A 22,385-nucleotide genomic window follows, 5' to 3' on the forward strand; every position below is an offset into this window, starting at 1 on the left:
CCATCTGATAGTGATCGGTTCCCTGTTTATGTTTAAAACAGGGTTATCGGTAGGGGGATTCTGCGAACATCTTTATCCTCATGGAGTGCCTCCCATGAAATCCTGCCCCCCTGGCTCCAATACATCGCTATATTTTCCATATTTTTCTCCTCTAGCAGCAATTGAGAAACGGTCTCTCCTATTTTCCCTGAGAGAAGCGCACTCGTGTTTGAGTCTTCTGCGCTTTCTCCTATAAATAAAGGAATGGATGCCCCTTCGGGCCCGTTGCCGCTATCGGCTATTTCGAGAAGTTCCCTAAGACCCGTGAGTAGATCCTGCCGCGTATTCGCTACGATTGCCGCCCGGCATATCATCGCTTCGCGGCCTGTCTGAAGTGTAAAAGCAATATCTTGTAAGGCATCATCGCTCTGCTGCTCCAGATATCCCAGTAATTGATTGGCAAGCGCCATCAGTCTCTCACGATTTATGTCCGAGAGAATCACCACTTGGGGCTGATCTGCCACTCGTAAATGAATGTTGTCTTTTTCTGAAGGGATATATTCTTCCAGAATGAAATGCACATTAGAGCCTCCCGCACCAAAGGAGCTTACGGTTGCCCGCAACGGGAATTCCCGTTCTTCTCCCTGAATCTCGATTACAGGCCGCTCCCATTCCTGAACCTCCCGTTGCAAATAAAATGGAGTATTACTGAAATTAATATTAGGGTTAAGCTTCTCGGCCTTAATGGTAGGAACCAGTTTTCGCTGCCACAATTGCAATATGACCTTGGTTAGCTGTGATATTCCCGAAGCCGCTTCTGCATGCCCTATATTGGATTTGACTGAGCCAATGGCACAAAATTGCTGCTCAGTCGTAAATTTCTGGAATGCTTTATTCAAAGCAGCAAGTTCAATAGGGTCTCCCAATGTAGAACCATTTGCGGCTGCCTCTACATAACTGATCGTCCGGGGGTCTATACCGGCTTTCAAAAAGTTTTCTTCGACTAGTTGCGCCTGCGCATTTGGGTTAGGGATTGTATATCCATTGCTATGTCCCCCATGATTGGTTGCCGTGGATTTAATAACCGCTAAAATGCAATCTCCATCCTGTACAGCCTTATGAAGCGGTTTTAAGAGTACCGCTCCAACTCCTTCCGCTGGAAGGTACCCATCCCCATCTGCAAAGCTTCTGCTATCTTCATGACTTCCAATCAACTGATTTTGACTGGATTCAATATACTTTTTGGGACTAGTCAATAGATTCCCCCCGCCAGCTACCGCTATTTGACACTCTCCCCTGATCAGGCTTTCACATGCCATATGGACAGCTACAGCTGAGGAAGAGCTCATCGTATCAATGGATATGCTCGGTCCCTGGAAATTGAAATAATGCGACATGGGGTTTGCGACTGCAACAGACCCAAATGATGTTACCCGTTGGGCAGAGTCCGGTTCGATATCACAGGAGCAGTATTTGTGATACGTAGCGCCCACATAGACGCCAACCTTGTTCTGGTGCTTCTTCTGTAATGCCTCTCGCGTATATCCTGCACTTTCAAGCAAATTCCATATTATTCCCAGGAAAAGTTGCTCCATCGGGTCCATTAAACTGATCTCATAGGGGGTGAGATGAAAGAATGCTGGCTCTGACAGGCTTATTCGTTCCATGAAACCGCCCCACTTGCAGTAGGTTTTTCCCGGCTTGTTTCTCTCCTTGTCAAAATAAAGATCGTGCTCCCAACGGTCTTTTGGAACTTCGGTAATGCAGTCCTTGCTATCTTGGAGATTGCTCCAGAACTCCTGAAGATTTTCCGCCCCTGGATATTTCCCGGACACCCCGATGACAGCAATGTCCATCGCTCCTGTTTCTTGTTTCTTCTCCTCCTGAGCCTCTACCTCGGTTGCCGAAAATTGGGGACGACGGAATATCGGAGAAGGGGCTTTTACCTGCTCCATACCAAACCATTCAATCAATTCGCCTCGATGCGATTCCAGGAAATATTCTATTAAACTCTGAATATTCGGATATTCAAAAAGTAAGGTCCTCGATAGCGGTCCGAAGTTTTTTTCCAGCTCATCGGTTAATTCCATTGACTTTATGGAGTCAACACCGTAGTTTTCCAGATTTTTGTCCTCTTCAATGCGGTGTTCCGGCAGTCCAGTGGACGAAGAGAGCAGGCTCTTTAGGTAACTTGTCATTTTTTCACGCAGCAGCTCTTCTTCCTGGCTGGACACTGCCTTATTTGTTATAGAAGTTGTGTCGGCTTTTGCACCCGCAGCTGCTGCCTGATCTATGCCAAACAAAGCGTTCAATTGGTCTCGATAGGCCTCCACAAAATATTCCGTCAAACTCCGAATATCTGGATATTCAAAAAATAGAGTCCTCGACACCTGATAGAACGTTTTCTCCAGCTGGTCGGTCAACTCCATAGACTTTATAGAATCAACCCCATAATTCTCAAAAGGTGTATTCTCTTCGATTCGATATACTGGCAGGCCAATGGACGATGAAAGCAGAGTCTTCAAGTAATGGACCGTCTTTTCACGCAGCAGGTCCGCTTCTCTGCCGGACACTTCCTTGTTTGCTGCAACAGTTGTGTCAGCTTTCGCGCCTGCCACCGCTACCTGATCTATACCAAACAAAGCAATCAATTGGCCTCGATAGGCTTCCACAAAATAATCCGTTAAACTCCGGATATCCGGATATTCAAAAAATAGAGTCCTCGACACCTGATCGAACGTTTTCTCCAGCTGATCGGTCAACTCCATAGACTTTATAGAATCAACCCCATAATTTTCAAAAGGTGTATTCTCTTCGATTCGATATACTGGCAGGCCGATGGACGTTGAAAGCAGAGTCTTCAAGTAATGGACCGTCTTTTCACGCAACAGGTCTTCTTCTTGGCCGGGCTCTGTCTTGTTTGCTGTGGAGGGAACGATGTTAGCTTCTGACCCGAGCGCCTGATCCCGAGATGCTTTACCGCTTTCTTCAAGCTGTCCCTCCATGACCATCATTGTGCTGATTAGATCTACGTCTCCTTCGATCACCATGACCTGATCCGAAATACAGGCTATGCTTTGGTACAGGGCGCTCATTCCTGTCTCTGTCCTCATCGCATACATACCCACCTTCTGCATGGCCTTCTCCGTCTCCTGGTCAGGCCGCATTCCGCCATCTTTCCATAACGGCCAATTGATGGACAGCGTTTTGCCTGTACGCTCCATGGAGGTTACCAAGGTATTGCGGTACCAGGCATATGCGTCCATAAAAGCATTCGCGGCAGCATAGTCAGACTGACCTGCATTACCACCCACTCCCGAACCTGACGAAAAAAGGATAAAGAAGTCAAGAGCAATGTCCTTACTGGCTTGGTCCAGATTTACCAGTCCCGTAACCTTGGGCGCTAGCACTGCCCTGAATTCCAGGCTAGTCTTTTTAATAATATAGTTATCCTGGATTATTCCAGCACTGTGCAGGATGCCGTTGATTCCGCCGTATGTCTGTTTGATATCTTCAATTAAGCCAAGCACAGCTTCCTTCCGCGTGACATCCGCCTGTTTGTATTCTACCCAGGCGCCCAATGCCTTCAATTCCTCCAATGAAGTCTGCTTGTCCTGATCCAGTAGGGAACGTCCAGTAAGAATCAAAGTCACTTCCTTGGCCTGACGCGCAATCTCTTTAGCAAAAATAAGACCTAAACCCTTTGCTCCTCCAGTAATCAAATAAACCCCGCGGTCTTTCCATGGAATATCCGGTGTTTCTGACGGCATTTCTGCTTTACTCCAGACAGGAATCCAACGTTTGCCTTCTGCAAACCGGATGCGGCTATCCGCAGGGTGTCGGCTGCTCGTCTTTAGTATTTCAATGAGCCCTTCCATTTTTTCTGTACCCTCAACTTCAATTAACTGACCATAGATCTTTGGATTTTCCTTTTGCGCAGTTTTGAGTATGCCGCACAGCCCAGCGAAAAGCAGCTTTTCATGCTGAGGCATCGTTACAATCTGCACCAGCACCTTGCCTTTGGGTTTGTCATTCAGGATACTTTTTATTTTTTCAAAAACCTGGACGGCATACTTTTCGAAGCGCCGATCAACCTCTTCCATACCGGATTGCAGAGTGATACATTCCATTCCTGCCAAGGAGAACTCGATATCTCCTGCAGCAATGGTATCTGTTTCGCAAAGCATTACCACATGTCGTTCGTAAGTGGGAACCATCGTGTCCTCCGCAACCGCCTGTTCTTTCCAGAAGGGTTGGAGCATCATTACACCAGGTGTTTTCTCACATGCGCCCACTACCTTGTAGGAGCATCCTTTTATACGCACGCAGACTTGGCCTGCCTCATCACACAAATCAATGTCATACTTCTGCGTATTATGACCAGCCCCGCTTCCTCTGCTATACCGGATCAACGCCCACATTTCACAGGGACATTCCCGAAAAATTTCGAGTCTCTCAATGGCAGTCGGCCGTATTTTCTGTAGAGGGTCAATGCCTGAAGGCCGCATGATATTTTCATCATTCGAAAACAAGTATGCCGGCGGCATTTGCAAAGCAGCATTTATTATAAAGGGATGCAAAACAAATAAGCCCTCAGTATTCCTTATACCGGAAGGCAACGATAGCTTGGCCAGCACTAACCCCTGTCCTATATGCACTTGTTCATTGGCCTGATGTCCCGAACTGTAGTCGGCCCCCATGCCCCACACTGCTTCATCGTCTATCCCAGGCGAAACATGCTGAAAGCACTCCATCTGCAAAGCCTGTATATCCCACGTTTCCGCTTCATTTAACATCTTCAGTTCGGCACTACCCTGGCTGTGTAAGACAGGGTCCCTGGCTTCTGTTAATCTGCTGTAGATTTTGAAGCCAATCGCTCCTTGATCTCCCGGAAAGAGCCCTATATGTATTTCTAACGGCTGATCTCCTATAGCGGGAGCATGTGTCCATACAATATCTTTAATAATGATGTTTGCCTGACCCTTCTCCTGTACTGTTAACGACTGCTCAACCGCTGCCCGCACCATTTCAAGGCATGCCGCTTCTGACAGGACAAGCTTTCCGTCAACTACGGAGTCCTTCAGATAAAACTCCTGGCCGCTAAAGGTTGAACTAAATCTTTGCTCAGAAAGTACGGAGGTGTTTTGATGCAGTAATGGATGTAGATGTGCATCTGCATTGGCGACAGGCTTTTCTTCATCTACATGTATCCAATAGCGTTCTCTGGCAAAAGGATATGTGGGTAAAGGGATACGGCGGGGCTGGACATTACCGTAAAGTCTGCTCCAGTCCATATGGACACCCTTGACCCACAAGTCTGAGATTCTGCCATACTTTTCCGCTAGAATCTGTAAATCAACCGTTTCATCGAGCGTTTTCTCCTCTGAGGCCATGTTCAAGCTCTCCTTGTCCCGCTTGGCCTGTCCCCGGTAAAGCTGTGCAATACTCTGTCTTCCTCCAATAAAGCCCCGCAACTTGCTTCTAAGTTCCTCCACTGATTCAACGACCACAGCGAGGCGCTCTTCCATCGCCTCACGTCCTGTCTGCAAGGTATAAGCCACATTCACCAAATCGTGATCGGAAAACTCATTCCGATCCATTACAGTAGCCAATTGGCTTACCTGCTCCTTCAATGCTCCATCACTTTTTGCCGACAGAACTATGACGACTGGTCTTGGAGGAGTAAAGGTATTTTGAAATTCATCCTGTTCCGCAGGGAGGTATTCCTCAAGGACGATATGAGCATTAGCCCCACCGGCTCCAAAGGAAGATATCCCGGCGATCCTCGGGTATTCCCGTTGCTCGCCGTCCTCCTCCACTATCGGACGCTCCCATTCAGAAAGCCCCTGTTGGACTACAAATGGCGTTTTGGAAAAGTTTATATTAGGGTTCAGTTTTTGGGAATGCAGGCTAGGGGCAATTTTCCGGTTTTTCATTTGCAAGATGATTTTAGCGATGCCTGCAATCCCTGCGGCCGCCTCTAAATGGCCTATGTTTGATTTTACCGAGCCGATAGCGCAAAACCCCGTGTCCTGCGTATCTTTCTTAAATGCCTGGGTAAGCCCGGTGATTTCAATAGGATCACCGAGCTCCGTTCCAGTACCGTGGGCCTCAATATAACTGACTGCCCGGGCATTTACGCCTGCTTTATCAAAAGCCTCTCTAATCAGTTCACCCTGTGCTACGGGGTTAGGCACGGTATACCCGTTTGTTTTTCCTCCATGGTTGATACGGGTTCCCCGAATAACCGCATAGATATGGTCCTTGTCTGCAATGGCTCGTGACAAAGGTTTGAGCAGTACGACCCCTGCACCTTCGCCAGGGACAAATCCATTCCCGCCTTCCCCAAAGCTTTTACACCGCCCCTCAGGCGATAGCATTCTCATCGTACTGAGAAAGATATAGCTTGAAGGATGAAGATATAAGTTGACTCCTCCAGCAACAGCCATTTCGCATTCACCGTTAAAGATATGCTCACAGGCCTCGTGGATTGCAGTTAATGAGGAAGAGCACATGGTATCAACCGGGATACTGGGCCCCTTTAAGTTCAAGAAATAGGATATTCTGTTGGCTACCGAGCTGAAGGAGGTTCGCGGAAATACGGGTTGTCCTTGTTCCCACAGCTTTGGTCCATATAGATTGAACCCCGTTCCGGTAATTCCTGCAAAGACGCCAATCCGGCCATTATACTGTTCGGCGAGCTGTTCCCTGCTATATCCTGCATCCTCGAAAACCTTCCAGCATTCTTCCAGGAATATTCGCTCCTGAGGATCCATACTCATTGCTTCCCGGGGAGATATATTAAAGAAGAGAGGATCAAAATCTGCAAAACCCTCCACGAATCCTCCATATTTACTATAGCTTTTGCCCTTCTCAACCGCTTCTTTGATGTCGGAACAGTAGAACCCTTCCCTCTTCCAGCGTTCCGCAGGAATTTCTGTTATACAGTCTTTGCCCTGTTCCAGGTTGCTCCAGTACTCTTCCATATTTTTGGCCTGCGGATATCGTCCGCTTATACCAATAATCGCTATTTGCTCGTGTTTCACACGGTCTCTGTTAGTAGCCGTGTTGCGGATACGATTGTTTTCTTCCTTTGGCAGGGGTGACAAAGAAAACTCGCTGGCAGCATGCAAGGTTGCGGAAATGGAGACGGATTTCTCTTCCGTCTTTATCGGGCTTCCGATTCCTGTCCACCGTACGCATTCCTTGTGATAATCAGCAATAAAATATTCGGCCACTGCCTCCAACGTCTGATATTCATAAAACAAGGTCATTGATATTTCTCCAAAAATCCCCTGCAGCTTTTGATTAAGCCTTGTAATCATGATGGAGTCAATGCCATAGCTCTCTAAAGGCTCGCTGACATCAATCTTGTCAATGCTCAGCTTGGTAACTTCTCCAAACAATAGTTTTAGCTGATATAAGGTTTTTTCTAGAAGCAGTTCAAGATTCACCTCTGAAGAAGCTGACTCTTCAACATATTCTTTCTCCTGCGGTCGGGACTCCAGGAAATACTTTTGCAATCTGGATTGCTCGCCTTCTATTACTAATAACTGATTCAGACCAGCGGCCAGACCGTTATATAAAGCCTGGATACCGTTTGAAGCTCGCATGGCTACCATGCCAATATTTTGCCAAGCCCTCTCCGTGTCATCGTCCACATGCATCCCTCCATCCTTCCAGAGAGGCCAATTGACAGATAGCGTCTGCCCTTTGCGCCCCTTTGAGGATACAAGGCTGTTTCGATACGCGGCATAGGCATCCATAAAGGCATTAGCGGCAGAATAGTCGGCTTGACCGGGGTTGCCCATAATCCCAGCTATTGAGGAGAAGAGAATAAAGAAATCCAGATGTAGCTCCTTGGTCTCCTGATCTAAGTTCACCAGTCCGGCAACCTTTGGTGCCATTACTTCCGCGAACTCTTCCTGTGATTTATTCATAATAAAACGATCCTGTATTACTCCAGCACTATGAAGGATACCATCAAGGCCTCCATACTCTTCCCTGATCTCAAGGATCAATTTGGAGACCTCTTCCTTCCGTGCTACATCTACCTGTCTGTACTCAACGCGGGTCCCCAGCGCCTTCAACTTCTCCAATATGGCCTGTTTGCCTTCGTCTAGATTTGAACGGCCTACAAGAACTAGCGTGGCTTCCCTGACTCGCTGGGCGATATCCTCCGCAAAAATAAGTCCTAAACCTCCTGCACCACCCGTAATCAAATAAGTCCCCCGATCCTTCCAGGGTACTCTTCCCGTTGTCTCAGTGGGTTTCATCTCGTTCCAGCCGAGAACCAAACGTTTACCATCCTCATACCGTATCCTTTTATTCTTTGGATATTGACTGTTCTCTTTTAATTTCTCAATCACCTCTTCCAGACCTACAGATTCCAATTCTACGAGTTGCCCTACGATTTTCGGGTTTTCTTTCTCAGCTGTCTGCAGTAATCCCAATAGTCCTGCGAAAGGTTGCTGTGCGCTTTGTGCGGAAACTGCAATCTGTATCAGTACGCTACCCTTGGATTCCTCTGTGAGAACCATTTGCACTTCCGTGAGCAGCTGGAGGGCATACGCCTGAAAGCGTTCATCCATGCTGCTTTGGCTGGCATGCAGCTTGATGCAACGGGTTCCTTTCATGAGCGATTCAATGCTGCGCTCCGCGAAATGATCCAGTTCGCAAAGCACCACCAGATGCTGGCTAAATTCAGGGCGTGCCACTTTCTGATGAGCAACTTGCTCTTTCCAGAAAGGCTCAAGCATAAGGACTCCCGTATCCGCCAAGGACCCCGCAGTCCCTGTTCCGCTTTGCGGGGCCTCATGTGAAACCATTTGAGCTTGAAATTGGCGTATTTTTACAATGGCGTCCTCTTTCTGTATCCGTCCGCTTTTTACCTCGCCTAGAATATATTGAAAAAAGTCCTTCATCTTCTATTGCCTCCCAGCACGTAGAAACTTCTCATTTACGTATACATATATTGAGGATTTCACTGGCAGCCTCATCAACAGACAGGGTATCGTTCATCATTTCATCCAAGAGTCTGCCGCACAATATATCATCAAAGTCTACATCGCTCTCACCCTGCGAAAATAATGCATAGGCTTTTACTTGATCCTTGCTTTCAGAAGTCCAGTAATGCTCTTTAGCAAAAGGGTAGGTAGGCAGGCTGATACGGTGAGGCATCTTCCCTGTGTAAAGTTTTTTCCAATCCAAGTTTATCCCTTTAGCCCACAGCTCCAAAAGCTTGGTATATTTCTTTTTGGAAATCCAAAGATCGATCATTTGTTGCAAGTCTTCGTCCCCCGAAAAAATAGACAACGATTCTCTGTTGCGTTTAGCCTGTCCCCTATATAGGTTGAGCATGTTATGACGTCCATCCACAAAACTCTTTAATTTTTCCTCAAGCTCTGCGGTAGATTCCACAAGTACGGCTAAACGCTCCTCCATCGCCTCGCGCCCCACCTGAAGCGTGTAAGCAATATCCGATAGGCTTGCGGAGGATAGCTGACCCTGAAGAGCATTCAGCAGCTGCCGTCCCTTTTCCTTAAGCTGCTCCTCGCTCTTGGCCGACAATACGATCATAGCAGGTCCCTGAGAGTCGGATTCTGTTCCAGACTGTTCTTGATACTCGGGAATATACTCTTCAATCACGATATGGGCGTTTGCCCCGCCTGCACCAAAAGAAGATATTCCAGCTCGTCTTGGATATTCTTTTGTGATTCCATCGCTTGTAATTACCGGTCTCTTCCATTCCTCCAGGCTTTGCTGAACGATAAATGGAGTATTGTTGAAATTAATTTCAGGGTTCAACTTCCTTGAATGTAAGGATGGTACTAGCTGGCTGTGCTTAAGCTGCAACAATATTTTAGTCACTCCTGCAATGCCTGCTGCACTCTCACAATGGCCTATATTCGATTTGACCGCCCCTATGGCGCAGAACTGCTTATCCTTTGTGAATTTTTCGAATGCCCTTGTCAATCCTGCAATTTCAATAGGATCTCCCAGAGCTGTACCGGTTCCGTGGGCTTCAATATAACTAACTGTCCTTGCATCGACATCCGCACGCTGGAGCGCTTCTTCAATCAACCAGGATTGAGCTTGAGGGCTAGGTACTGTATAACCGCTGGTTTTACCTGAAGCATTTAGCATGCTCCCTTTGATAACTCCATAAATATGGTCGCCATCTGCAATGGCCTTCTCCAACGGCTTCAACACAATCGCGCCGACACCCTCTCCGTCGACGAATCCATCTGCCTGATCTCCGAATGACTTACATTCACCCGTTTTAGAAAGCATCGTCATAGCCGACAGCTTGATATAGTGTATAGGGTCTACAATCAAGTTGACTCCCCCGGCAATGGCACACTCGCTTGTACCGCTATACAGACTTTCCAAAGCCAAATGGATCGCCGTCAATGAGGAAGAGCAAGCGGTATCTAAGGACATACTCGGACCTTGGAAATCCAAATGATAGGAAACCCGGTTTGAGATGGAATTATATTGAGGTCCCAAACCGTAATTTCCGTTCATAACACCTGCAAATACACCGACTCTTCTACTCTCACAAAGATTGGCAGGGGTATACCCAGCATCCTCTATGCTTGCATATGCTGCTTCCAGGAAAAGTCTTTCCTGCGGATCCATTGTTTCGGCTTCTGCGGGAGAAATCTTGAAAAATAACGGATCGAATAAATCAATGCCTTCGATAAAACCGCCCGATTTCGTATAGATTGTGCCCCTTTTCCCTTTTTCTTGGTCAAAGTAGGTCTTCCAATCCCAACGGTCTTTCGGAATTTCAGTTATGCAATTTTTACCTTCTCTTAGATTGTTCCAATATTCCTCTATATTACGAGCTCCCGGATAGCGTCCTGACAGCCCAACAATCGCAACATCCCTGATATTGGAGGATCGTATCGTTGGCTTTTCCTTTGTGCTGTCAGAAGGCTTAAGGAAACGCCCTCCCCGGTCAAACTTCATTGGGACAGTAGCGAGTAATTGCGAAGCAGGGACCTCTTCAACTCTGGAAGTCTCTTCGGTCAACTCCTGTTCCTTCATTCCTACCAGCTTCTTCAACGAGTCCTTTTGCGTTTGAAGAAGGTATGCTACTAGATCATCTATGGTGTTGTACTCAAAAAACAGCGTGCTGGCAAAATCCTCAATGACTTCACGCAAAACATTTGTGATTTGCACAACCAATATCGAGTCGATTCCATACTCTTCCAGGGCAACCGTTGAGTCGATACTTCCCGGTTCCATTTTTAGCGTCTCACCAAGCAAATGTTTAAAATACGCCGTACTTTTTTCACGCAGCACATGTTCTACCTCTGCTTGTGCTACCTCTATTTTGGGTTGAGTTCGTTGTTTCATTGATACCGTTTCTACGGTTCTTTTCTCTATCAATATTGATCTTCGTTTGTGCTGTCGCTTTTGCCGAACCAAGCCATCGCTTTGGGCTGCAACAATCTGCTGGCCCCAATCATGCGCCTCTTGCGCCGGGAAGAACGCTGCATGGAAACCTTCTTTGTCCAGTACGGTTTCCCATATTTGAGGGTGAAGCCCTGGACATCCAGGAATACGCCATTCCGGATCCTCATACGCCCACCAACCATCTAGCAATCCGAAGGTAAGGTGGGTAAACACGCTACTACCTGTGATTTCATTGAGCAGGAGCAAGCCGTTGCTTTTCAAAACCGCTTTAGCATTACGTAACGCCTGGCGGATGTCTTTTGCGGTATGAAGTACATTAGCGGCAATGACAATATCATATTTACCCGTCTCAACACCTTGCCCAGCAATAGGTTCTTCAACATTAAAAATCTGGTAGCTGAGATACGGATTATGCGGCCCATACTCTTTTTCCGCGTGCATCAAAAAGGCTTTGGAAATATCGGTATAGCAATATTCCTGAATGTGTTTGCGGTATGGGCGCAATTTCAGGAATAGCGTGGCACTGGTCCCTCCGGTGCCCGCGCCGATTTCCAGAATTCTGATTTCCGCAGCGGCGTCGGCCATAATCCTCTCCTGGATATAAGCGGCAGTAGTATCAGCAAGTACTTCATTAAAGTAGTCCACCACCAGATTGTTCTTGTAAATTCCTTCCACTAGTTCCATTGAGGAATTGGGGAAGATGATTTCGGTCGCAGACGATTTTCCGGTAAGCACTTCCGGTAAAGCTCGTAGCGTTGTCTCAACCAAATTGACCCTTGCTCTCATCTGCGGATATTGCAGCCAAGTACGCTTGCGCTCTTCCCATTCCTGCCAGACATCATCTCGATCCGTCAAGCTGGAGTTTCTACCTGATAGGTCGTTATCCATCTGTGCCAAAATCTCCATGCTCTCTTTTAGCCATTTGCCATATAGCTCAGGAAGTCCGAGTTTATTTTTGAACTCGTCGACGGACTGACGATCTGTCCCTGATAACCCCATGGACAAGAGCTGCTCCCGTAACAACCTGCTTAGGAGATGTTCCATCTCCCTTTCCTGGAGGTCGCCCATATCGTCTGCAGCATAGTTTTCGATAAAATGGCTTCTTGATTGTATTGCTGTAGCAATATTTTCCTGAATATCCCTGAGATTCGGAGCCGAATTAGGCGAGTAGAGATCAATCTCTTCCGTCGGATTAGTCCCTTCCATCTCCAGGTGTCTTGTTGTTTTCATAAGCCCCATTTGGTCTATCGGTGAGGCAAGAAGCGTCTCAAGCGCCTCCATCCCCTCCTGCGGGTCAATGAGCCCAACACCTATTTGCGCCAGTCTGGAGTAGTTTTCTACCTCCTGCCCTCCATTTTGGGAGGCATTGTTTTCGCCGCTCCCCCAGTATCCCCAGTTCATGACCTTCACTGGACAACGCCATTCCTGCGAAAGACGATGCGCAAACGCGTCTTTAAAGGTACTTCCGGCAGCATAGCTACTTTGTCCCTGATTCTTTACATAGGTAATCATGGAAGAGAAGAACAATACGAAATCCAACGGCTCATTTTGGAAGACCTGAGCCATGCGTACACTGACATCAACCTTTGCTGAAAGCCCTGACCGGAACTCTTCCTCCGTCAAATCTTCCAAGCCCTTCTCCAAAAATGAAATGGCTGAGTGGACCACACCGTTTATGTTGGAGTACCGCTGTTTTATTTCCTCATATGCCCGCTGCAGCTCCCTTTCGTCTGCTACATCCGCCGTGATATAGCATGGAACAGGTCCCAGGCCTTCAAATCCGTCCAGTTTGGCCTGGATAGAAGCATCCTTTTGCCTTCTGCCTAGCCACACCGTCTGGGCCTGGTAGGTACAGGCCATATACTTGCTCCAAGCCTCTCCGATAGTGCCGGCGCCCCCGATGACCACATAGACGCCTCTGGCTTTGTATAGCGTCTGTCCTTTTAAACCTGAAGTCTGTTTGAATGGAATCAATTGCTGCCGATACCACTGCCCATTTCTGAAAACCCACATCCGTCCTTGCCGGTCCGAAGGCAGCGTAATTATATCGGATAGTGGCCAGTCATCATCGGATTGCAGGTCAAGGATACGGATTTTCCAGTTCGGATATTCTTTGGCCATGGTGCCTACCAGCCCATGAAGACTTGCGTGAGTCGGGTTGACTGTATCGTTCTGATCCATCGACTGAGCTTGATTGGTTATCGTTGTCCAGCCTAGCTTTTTCGTCCCGTATCCCAATAAAAGCATCGCTTTGACCATTCTAAAGAAGAGTAGGACTCCCTGCTCCTGTTCCTTGATCAAGGATTCGGCAATCACCGATTCGACGGGAGCACAGGGTGCAATCCACAGAATATGGTCAACGGCTCCATATTCTTCTACCTTTGAGGCAACTGTTTCAATGGAATCGTGTGCTTGAAGCTCCAAGAAATGCGCCCTAGGATAATACTCCCGGATGGCCTGTCTGTCTTTGTCAGTACCACCCACAATGACCAATCGGTCTGTCGGTGAGGGGGAAACGACATCTTTTTTTACAGCAGCCGGGTCCCATTTCGGGATGAGCATTACGGATCCTACAAGCGGGTCGGCGGCACTTTCTCCTTCTGCTGCGCCTTGTGCATTTTCAATGACGACTTCTCCGTCCAGCGCCCGGGTGGATAATCCTGTTATTCTGACGCAAATAGTTCCTTCCTCATCACACAAGTCAATATTAAGCTTCTGTACCTTGTCTTCTTTCTTGCTGCCCTCGCTGTATTGAATCAACGACCACATGGTCGGGGTGCATGCCCCATAAATCTCAATCTCTTGGAGGGCAAACGGCATATGAGGCGTAGCTGGTACAGCGCTACCCGGTAGCCCTTCTTTCTCTTGGCCCATGATTAGCCCGATGGATGCATGCAAGGCCGAATCCAGCAAGCTGGGGTGAAGGACCAAGCTGTCCGCCATATTAGAAATGAAGGAAGGCAATGCCAGCTCGGCTAGCACCCTGCCCGGATGTGTATATACCTTCTCCACACATCTGTATGCCGGGCCATAATCCATTCCCATTTCCTCGAAGATTTCGTAACATTGCGATCCGTTAAACCTGTGTTGACCAAAATCTGCCTGTAACGCCTTAAGGTTTAGTCTCGGTTTTTGCTCTACGCAAACCTGCACCGCATCACCTTGGCTATGCACGGTATGCCCTCTTTCGCTTCCTACTTGCCCGCTATACACTTCAAAGCTGATTTTTCCGGTGTCTTCCAGGGATAGCCTGGTGTGTACAGGAACTGGCTGGTTGTGCACCACAATGGGCCGAATCCAGTTTACATTTTTCAAACGGATTCCTGTTGTGCTGTTGTCCATATCTCCTGTGGAACGTTCTACAGCCGCCCGTACCATCTCAAGATAGGCTACGCCAGGCAGAACCTTTTGACCTTTCACAACATGATCCTTGAGGAAAAATTCCTCGCCTGTAAACGTTGAACTGAACCGCTGTTCCAGAAAGTCTGAAGTGTTCTGATGCAGTAAAGGTGTCAAAAAGGATGATTGGGACGAAGCGGCTTCTGTTATTGCGGCGCTCTTTTCCTCATGTACGGGTATCCAATAGCTTTCTCTGGCAAAAGGATAGGTTGGCAGACTCATCCTGCGAGGCTTCACATCCTCATAAAGCTTGTTCCAATCCAAAATCAGTCCCGTAACCCAAAGTTCAGCGAGCTTTCCATACTTCCCTTTGTCCACCCATGCATCAATCATTTTAGCCATATCTTCATCGACTTCCTGAGTGACAAGCCCTCCTCTATTACGCTTTACCTGTCCTCTATACAGTTCTTCTACGCCTTCCTTTTTTTGTAGGAAGCCTTCCAATTTCCAGTCAAGCTCTTGGATGGATTTTGCAATGATCGCCAGACGTTCGTCCATCGCTTCTCGCCCGATTTGCAGCGTGTAGGCGATATCTGAGAGACTTGTATGCGGGTCATTCAGTTCTCTGAGTGCAGACAGCAATCTTTGCACCTGCTCGTCCAGCCTTTCCTTATTTTTGGCCGACAACACGACTATGACAGGATTCAGGGATGCAGGAGCAGCTTGCTGCTGACTAGCTTCTTCTGGAATATATTCTTCGATGACCACATGAGCGTTAGAGCCCCCAGCACCAAAGGCCGATACTCCTGCTGCCCTTGGGTATTCTCTGGTTTCACCGTTGATGGCAACTACAGGCCTTTTCCACTCTTCTAATTCTTGCTGAACTTTAAAGGGACTATCGCTGAAGTCGATATTGGGATTTAAGGTACTTGCATGTAGCGAAGGCACGATTTGTTTATATTTCAACTGCATAAGCACCTTTGTCACCGCGGCGATACCAGCAGCACTCTCACAATGCCCGATATTAGACTTCGCCGACCCGATTGAACAGAACTGCTTATCGCCGGTATATTTCCGGAAGGCCTTCTGTAAGCCTGCAATTTCAATCGGGTCTCCCAGTGGAGTTCCTGTTCCATGGGCTTCTATATAGCTGATGGTTCTGGGGTTGATTCCTGCCTCCTTAATTGCCTGACCAATCACACGGGCCTGTGCGTTGGGGTTAGGTACGGTATAGCCGTTGGTTTTTCCCCCGTGGTTCACTGCAGTTCCTTTGATAACTCCATATATCCGGTCTCCGTCTGCTATGGCTTTGGCTAATGGCTTGAGCAGCAAAGCCCCGACTCCTTCTCCCGGTACATATCCGTCTCCCTGTCCGAAGCTTTCACATCTCCCATTGCTTGATGCAAAACTTCCCTGTCCCAACAATAGGTATTTGTTAGGATGGATGGAGACGTTGACCCCTCCTGCTACTGCCAGTTCGCATTCTCCATGCTGTAGTCCATGACAGGCCATATGAATTGATGTCAGTGACGAGGAGCACATGGTATCTACAGCGATACTTGGCCCTTGAAAATTACAAAAATACGATACCCGGTTGGCAACCGCCGAGGCATTCCCGAGAAGTCCAATCATCCTTCCCTTGGCTTGTTCCTGGGCTCCATAGAGTTGATACTCATGGTACATCACTCCGACGTAAACCCCGACATTGCCTTCTATGCCGCCAAGCTCCCGCTCTGCACAAAGGGTTTCTCTCGTATAACCTGCATCCTCTATCGTTTCATAAACGCATTCCAGGAATAAGCGCTCCTGCGGGTCCATCGTTTCCGCTTCCCTTGGCGAAATATTGAAAAACAACGGGTCAAACCAGTCCACTCCATCGATGAACCCTCCCCACTTGCTGTAGGTTTTTCCGGGCTTGCCTCTGTTTTCATTAAAGTACAGACTGTGATCCCAGCGTTCCTTAGGAATCTCTGTAATGCAATCCTTTCCATCCCTTAGGTTGTCCCAGAACTCTCGGATACCCAATGCTCCCGGATATCTCCCCGACACGCCGATAATTGCAATGTCTAATGCCTTCTTCTCCTGATGTGGCTGTATACCTGTCGGGAAAAGCCATGGACGCCTACGATTAGCCGATATCGACACTAAAGGCTCTATGGTTGCTTTTATAGGTACTTTCGGGCCTGCATCAGGAGCCGTATTCTTCTCTGTCGCTTCTACAGCATCAATCAGCCGACCGCGATACGATTCAAGGAAATAACCCGTCAATGACCGGAGATTCTGGTATTCAAAAAATAATGTTTTCGGTAATGAGCCGAAAGTCTTTTCCAATTCATTGGTAAGCTGCATAACCAGTATGGAGTCAATCCCATACCTGTCCATTGGTGCATTTACATCTATACTTTCAGCGGGCAGCTTGATCACGGTTGAAAGTACCGTTTTCAAATAACCCTCCGCTTTTTCCCTTAGCCATTCTTCTCCGATAAGCGGTGCTCCTCCGCTTTCCATTACAGATCGGCCTGAGACATCAGTTTCCGAGAGCTGGCCTAAAATTGCCGCTTTAATCCTTTGGGGATACCCTTCGATCACCATAACCTGACTTCTGCCGGAAGACAGGCTTTGATACAAAGCTTTGATTCCATTCTCCGTTTGCATGGCAATCATGCCCAGGTCTTGCATCGCCCTTTCCGTTTCCAGGTCGACATGCATGCCTCCATCCTTCCACAGAGGCCAGTTTATCGACAGCGTTTGCCCCTGGCGCTGCTTTGCTGTCACCAAAACATTTCGATAGGAGGCATACGCATCCATGAAGCCATTAGCAGCGGAGTAGTCAACCTGTCCTATATTGCCAAGGCTTCCTGCGCCCGAGGAAAATAAGATAAAGAAGTCCAGAGGCAGGTCTCTGCTGGCCTGGTCCAGATTCACCACCCCTGAGACCTTCGGAATCAGCACTTCTCTAACCTCTTCTTTAGTCTTCTTGATGATGAAGTTGTCCCGAATCACTCCGGCTGTGTGCAAAATACCGTTAAGGCCGCCAAATTGCTCGACGATACCATGAATTAACCCGGTAACCGATTCGTTGTGGCCCACATCTGCCTGTTGATACTCTATATGACCGCCCAGCGCTCTCAGTTCGCTTAACAGAGCCTTTTGGTCCGCAGAAAGTGATGACCGACCCACCAATACGACGGTGGAGTTTTTCACATTGCGCACAATGTCTCTGGCAAAAATAAACCCCAGGCCACCTAAGCCACCAGTAATGAGATAGATCCCACCATCTCTCCACGGCAGGTCTGCATCTTCACGTAAGGCTTCAATTTCTTGCCACATTAAAGCCTGTCGTTTGTCCCCTTGGTACCGTATCCGTTCGTTATGCAGGCCACTCCGGTTCCCTTGTAGTTTCTCAATGATTCCTTCGACATTATCCTCTACATCAAGCTCAAGCAGCTGACCCATGACATTCGGATTTTCTTTTTGAGCGGTTTTCAGCATTGCAAAGAGCCCGGAATAAACCTGTTGGTCCTTCCGAGCGCGGGTTGCAAGCTGTATCAAAACTTTCTGTTTGGGGATGTCTAGCAGGATGCTTTGCAATTCTTCAAATATCTGAATGGTATAATCTTCAAACCGACTGTCCATATCCATGCTGGAGGACTGTAAAACAAGGCAGCGAGTACCATCCATGTGGGCTTCAATATCCTCCCCGGAGATACCATCCACTTCACACAGGATCACAACATGCTGGATATCTTCGTTAGCGTTCACCCCTGTGGTGACAGGTGTCTCCTGCCAGACAGGCTCAAGCATCAGTGTACCCATATCCTCAGTGATGCTGGCTTGCCCCACATCTCCTTCCAAAGCTCTGGATAAAAGTCCTTTGAGCTGCACGCAAATCTTTCCGGTCTCATCGCACAGATCAATATCCACCTTGCTTAATCCATTCGACGTCTCTTCACTCCCATCGTGAGAGATCCGGGCCCACATCACTGGAGTGCATTTTTCGGAAATCTTCAGTTCCTCCAAAGCAAAGGGTAACGCTGGCTTGCCTACAGGCAAATTTTCTTCCGAACCCATTACCAAGCCGATTGTGGCCTGCAAAGTTGAATCCATCAAAGCTGGATGCAGTACAAATTCAGTTTGAGTATGGAGTACAGAGGATGGTAGGGACAGCTTGGCCAGCACGTAATCCTTTTCTCGAAAGATTGCCTCAATGCCACGGTGTGCGGGTCCATAGTCTATCCCCATGGCTTTGAAAGCTTCATAGCATTGGCTTGAAGAAAGTGGTGTGCGGGTACAGTCTGCCCGTAAGACATTCAGGTCCAGATACTGTAGCTCGCCAGCCCTCTCCAGCACAGCCATTCCCTGACTGTGTATAATACCTTCAGCGTCGGCCCCTTCCATCCCGCTGCATATTTCAAACGCAATCTCTCCATTGTCCTGGGGATATAGACTGATGAGTACCCTGACCGGTCCGTCTGCTACAACCACAGGCCGAGCCCATACGATATTTTTCAGCTGAATATGGGTCTCGCTTTCTACTACGGCCCCCACTGCCTCTTCTACAGCTGCTCGCACCATTTCGAGGTAAGCCACCCCGGGTAATGTTTGTTGGCCCTTGATTCTGTGGTCCGACAGGAAAAATTCCCGGCCTGTAAAAGTAGAGCTATAACGTTGTCCGGAGAGATCGGAAATATTCTGATGCAATAAAGGATGAATTTGGGCAGTCACAGCCAGATTTACATTGCCTTGCCCAGTGTCTGTTTCGGATAACCAATAGCGTGCCCTTTCAAAAGGATAGGTCGGCAGACTGATTCGTCTGGGCTTGATATCTCCATAAAGTGCGTTCCATTCAATGCTTGCGCCATTGGCCCACAATTTGGCTACCTTATCAAGTCTTTTCTTCTCAGTCCAGGCCCGAACCAGGGTTCCAGTGTCTTCGTCCGAATCCAAGAGTTCGATTCCGCCACCTGCATAGTTCACACGGCCGATCAGCACTTTTTCCGACGAGTTTCCGTTAATAAAATGTTCAAGTTCATCTATCAGATTTTCTCTTGAATCCGTCAAAAACGCGAGACGCCAGTCCATGGCCTCTCTTCCCACTTGCAAGGTATAGGTCAGGTCCGTGAGATTAACGCTTTCGTGCAACTTAACAAAATTCATCATATCTGCTGCATAGGTTTTCAAGGATTGTTCACTTTTAGCGGACAGCACAAATAGTCCCGGGTTGTCTTTACCCACTGGGGGTAGATTCACCGCAGAGACTACAGGAACATATTCTTCAATAACCATATGAGCGTTAGTGCCGCTAAATCCGAAAGAACTTACGCCCGCACGCCGGGGTACTCCCGGTTCGGGCTCCCAGCTTTGCAGGCTGGTGTTAATATAGAACGGACTATCCTCCAGAGAAATATGCTCATTTAAGGATTCGAAATGAATGGTAGGCGGCAATTGGTGGTGCTTCATGGCCAGCAGCACTTTCATCACACTGGCCACTCCGGCCGCAGTCATCATATGACCCATATTGCTTTTCAGTGACCCCAATGCGCAATAGCCCTTCTTGCTTGTATAGGATCGGAATGATTCCGTAAGTCCCTCCACCTCGATAGGATCACCCAGCTTTGTTCCTGTTCCGTGGGCCTCTATCATGGAGATGGTTTCGGGATGAATGTTAAACCGTCGATATACGTCTTTTTCCAGCGAGATTTGTGAATTTACACTTGGGGCAGTTATTCCGTTGGTTTTTCCATCCTGGTTCATTCCCCATCCCCGAATAACTCCATATATGGAGTCCTTGTCTCTGACTGCATCAGAGAGCCGTTTTAATAAAATGACCCCAACTCCTTCTCCGGGGACAAACCCGTTTGCACGGGCATCAAAGGTAAAGCACCGTCCATCCTTGGACAGCATTCCTGCCTTGCTAGTCATAACATGCATCCCCGGACCAGCCATAATCATGACTCCGCCTGCCAAAGCAAGGTCACTTGTTTCTAAAAGGAGACTGTTGCAGGCTTCAGCAATAGCCACCAGAGAGGAAGAGCATGCGGTATCAATAGCCAAAGAAGGACCTTTCAAATTTAGCAGATACGAAATCCGAGCGGATAGAATTGAAGGCGACCCTCCCATAAGAACCTGCGCATTTAGCCCCTGCCCACTCATGGACCTCCCATAATCACTGGCTGCACAACCTACAAAAACACCGCAACGGCTCTCCGACAGTGAGGCTGGATTTAATCCAGCATCTTCAATGCATTTCCAGCTGCTTTCAAGAAATAGGCGCTGTTGAGGATCCATCATCTCTGCTTCTGCAGGGGATATATTAAAGAACAACGGGTCAAATTTATCTACATCCTCTAAAACACCCATCCATTTGCTATAGGTTTTTCCCTGAGCCTTGGGATCGGTATCGTAATATTCATCGATTGACCATCGCGTTGAAGGGATTTCCGATATACAATCCCTGCCCTGAGCCAGATTGTCCCAAAATTCAGCCAAAGTCCCTGATTCCGGGAATTGCCCTGCCATACCAATAATTGCGATAGACTCCTTATGTTCCTGACCGCGCGGCATATCTAGCATAGCTTTTTTAGAATCAGCATGCTTGACCGTTTTGTGGGAATCATTGCTATTCGGCAGCTGTCCATAGGCGAATTGAATCCGTTCTTTAACTTCTTGCTGATTCACAAACGTTTTATCCTGCATTTTTATTTCTTTTTCAATAGTAGCCGCCAGCTTTTCTCTTATCGATTGGGCCATATGGTTTTTCAGCTCAATTAATGACTCCCTGGGAGACTCAGACAGTTTTCTTGCCAGCTGCATGGCGTGCGGCACCACTTCATTCCTCGGTACAACCGGAAAAGGAACCCCTTTGGTTTCCAGTTCCGAACCACTATATCTAGTACCTGTAAATAGAATTTCCTGTGCCATACTAACCCCGAATTTCTCAGGGAAAATCAGGGTCGAACCCGCTCCGGGAGTAAAGCCGTACTTCATAAAGTTAGTAGTATAGATGCTTTCCCGACTCATCACGATAAAATCGCAAAACATCCCCATGCACCAGCCAGCACCAATCCCATGTCCCTGCATAGCAGCGATGACGGGCAGCTTGCAATCCAAAGCAATCTTGTAAACATTGGTATCGCTATATTTCGCCTTTCCCTCATGGATAGCCAGCAACCCCTCTTGGGTGCCTCCTGTGGCAAAGTAGGTGTCATATCCCGTCAGAATCACAACTTTATAATTCTCGTTAGCCTGCACTGTCTCAAACGCCTGATTCAGGCCGATAATTAGTTCATCGGAAAATGTATTTTTGTGCGCCGTGTCCTTCATTTTCAACAAGACAATCCCGTGCTCAAATTCCTGCAATTCAACCACAGACTGTACCTTCATTTGGGAGGCGCTTATCTCCTGCCCATCCTCCGACGTGTGGAAGCTGTCCAATGGTTGCAACGTGAAAGCCCATCCTTCTGATAATTCCTGTGGACTGGCTTCCAATGATTCATCCGGGAGCTCGCCAATAAATTGAAGCAATTGTTTTTCAGCATCTTCATAATTGATTTCCCCTGCTTGCACCGCACGAAAAATATCTTTTGAATCCATAAACATGTCCTCCTAGCTGTATGAAATAGGACAAATATCGTGTTGGCTGT

General features: G+C 47.7%; 2 protein-coding genes. Both read right to left on the minus strand.

The genetic code is table 11. The features are described from left to right. Positions 1–32: 32 nt before the first annotated feature. The gene (locus MKY24_RS17175) at positions 33–8,903 is read right to left on the minus strand and encodes a type I polyketide synthase (protein WP_339200499.1); all 8,871 of its coding nucleotides are present in this window, start codon (positions 8,901–8,903) and stop codon (positions 33–35) included. 31 nt (positions 8,904–8,934) lie between these two features. After that, entirely contained in the window at positions 8,935–22,335 is a 13,401-nt protein-coding gene (locus MKY24_RS17180) for an SDR family NAD(P)-dependent oxidoreductase (RefSeq protein ID WP_339200500.1), read from the minus strand. Between the last annotated feature and the right edge of the window lie 50 nt (positions 22,336–22,385).

Origin of the sequence: Paenibacillus sp. FSL P2-0322, from assembly GCF_037975315.1 — a bacterium.
Classification (GTDB): domain Bacteria; phylum Bacillota; class Bacilli; order Paenibacillales; family Paenibacillaceae; genus Paenibacillus; species Paenibacillus polymyxa_B.

Bases quoted from the DNA above. Each gene is read 5' to 3' on its own strand.
- MKY24_RS17175 (WP_339200499.1), bottom strand. From the start codon at position 8,903: ATGAAGGACTTTTTTCAATATATTCTAGGCGAGGTAAAAAGCGGACGG.
- MKY24_RS17180 (WP_339200500.1), bottom strand. From the start codon at position 22,335: ATGGATTCAAAAGATATTTTTCGTGCGGTGCAAGCAGGGGAAATCAAT.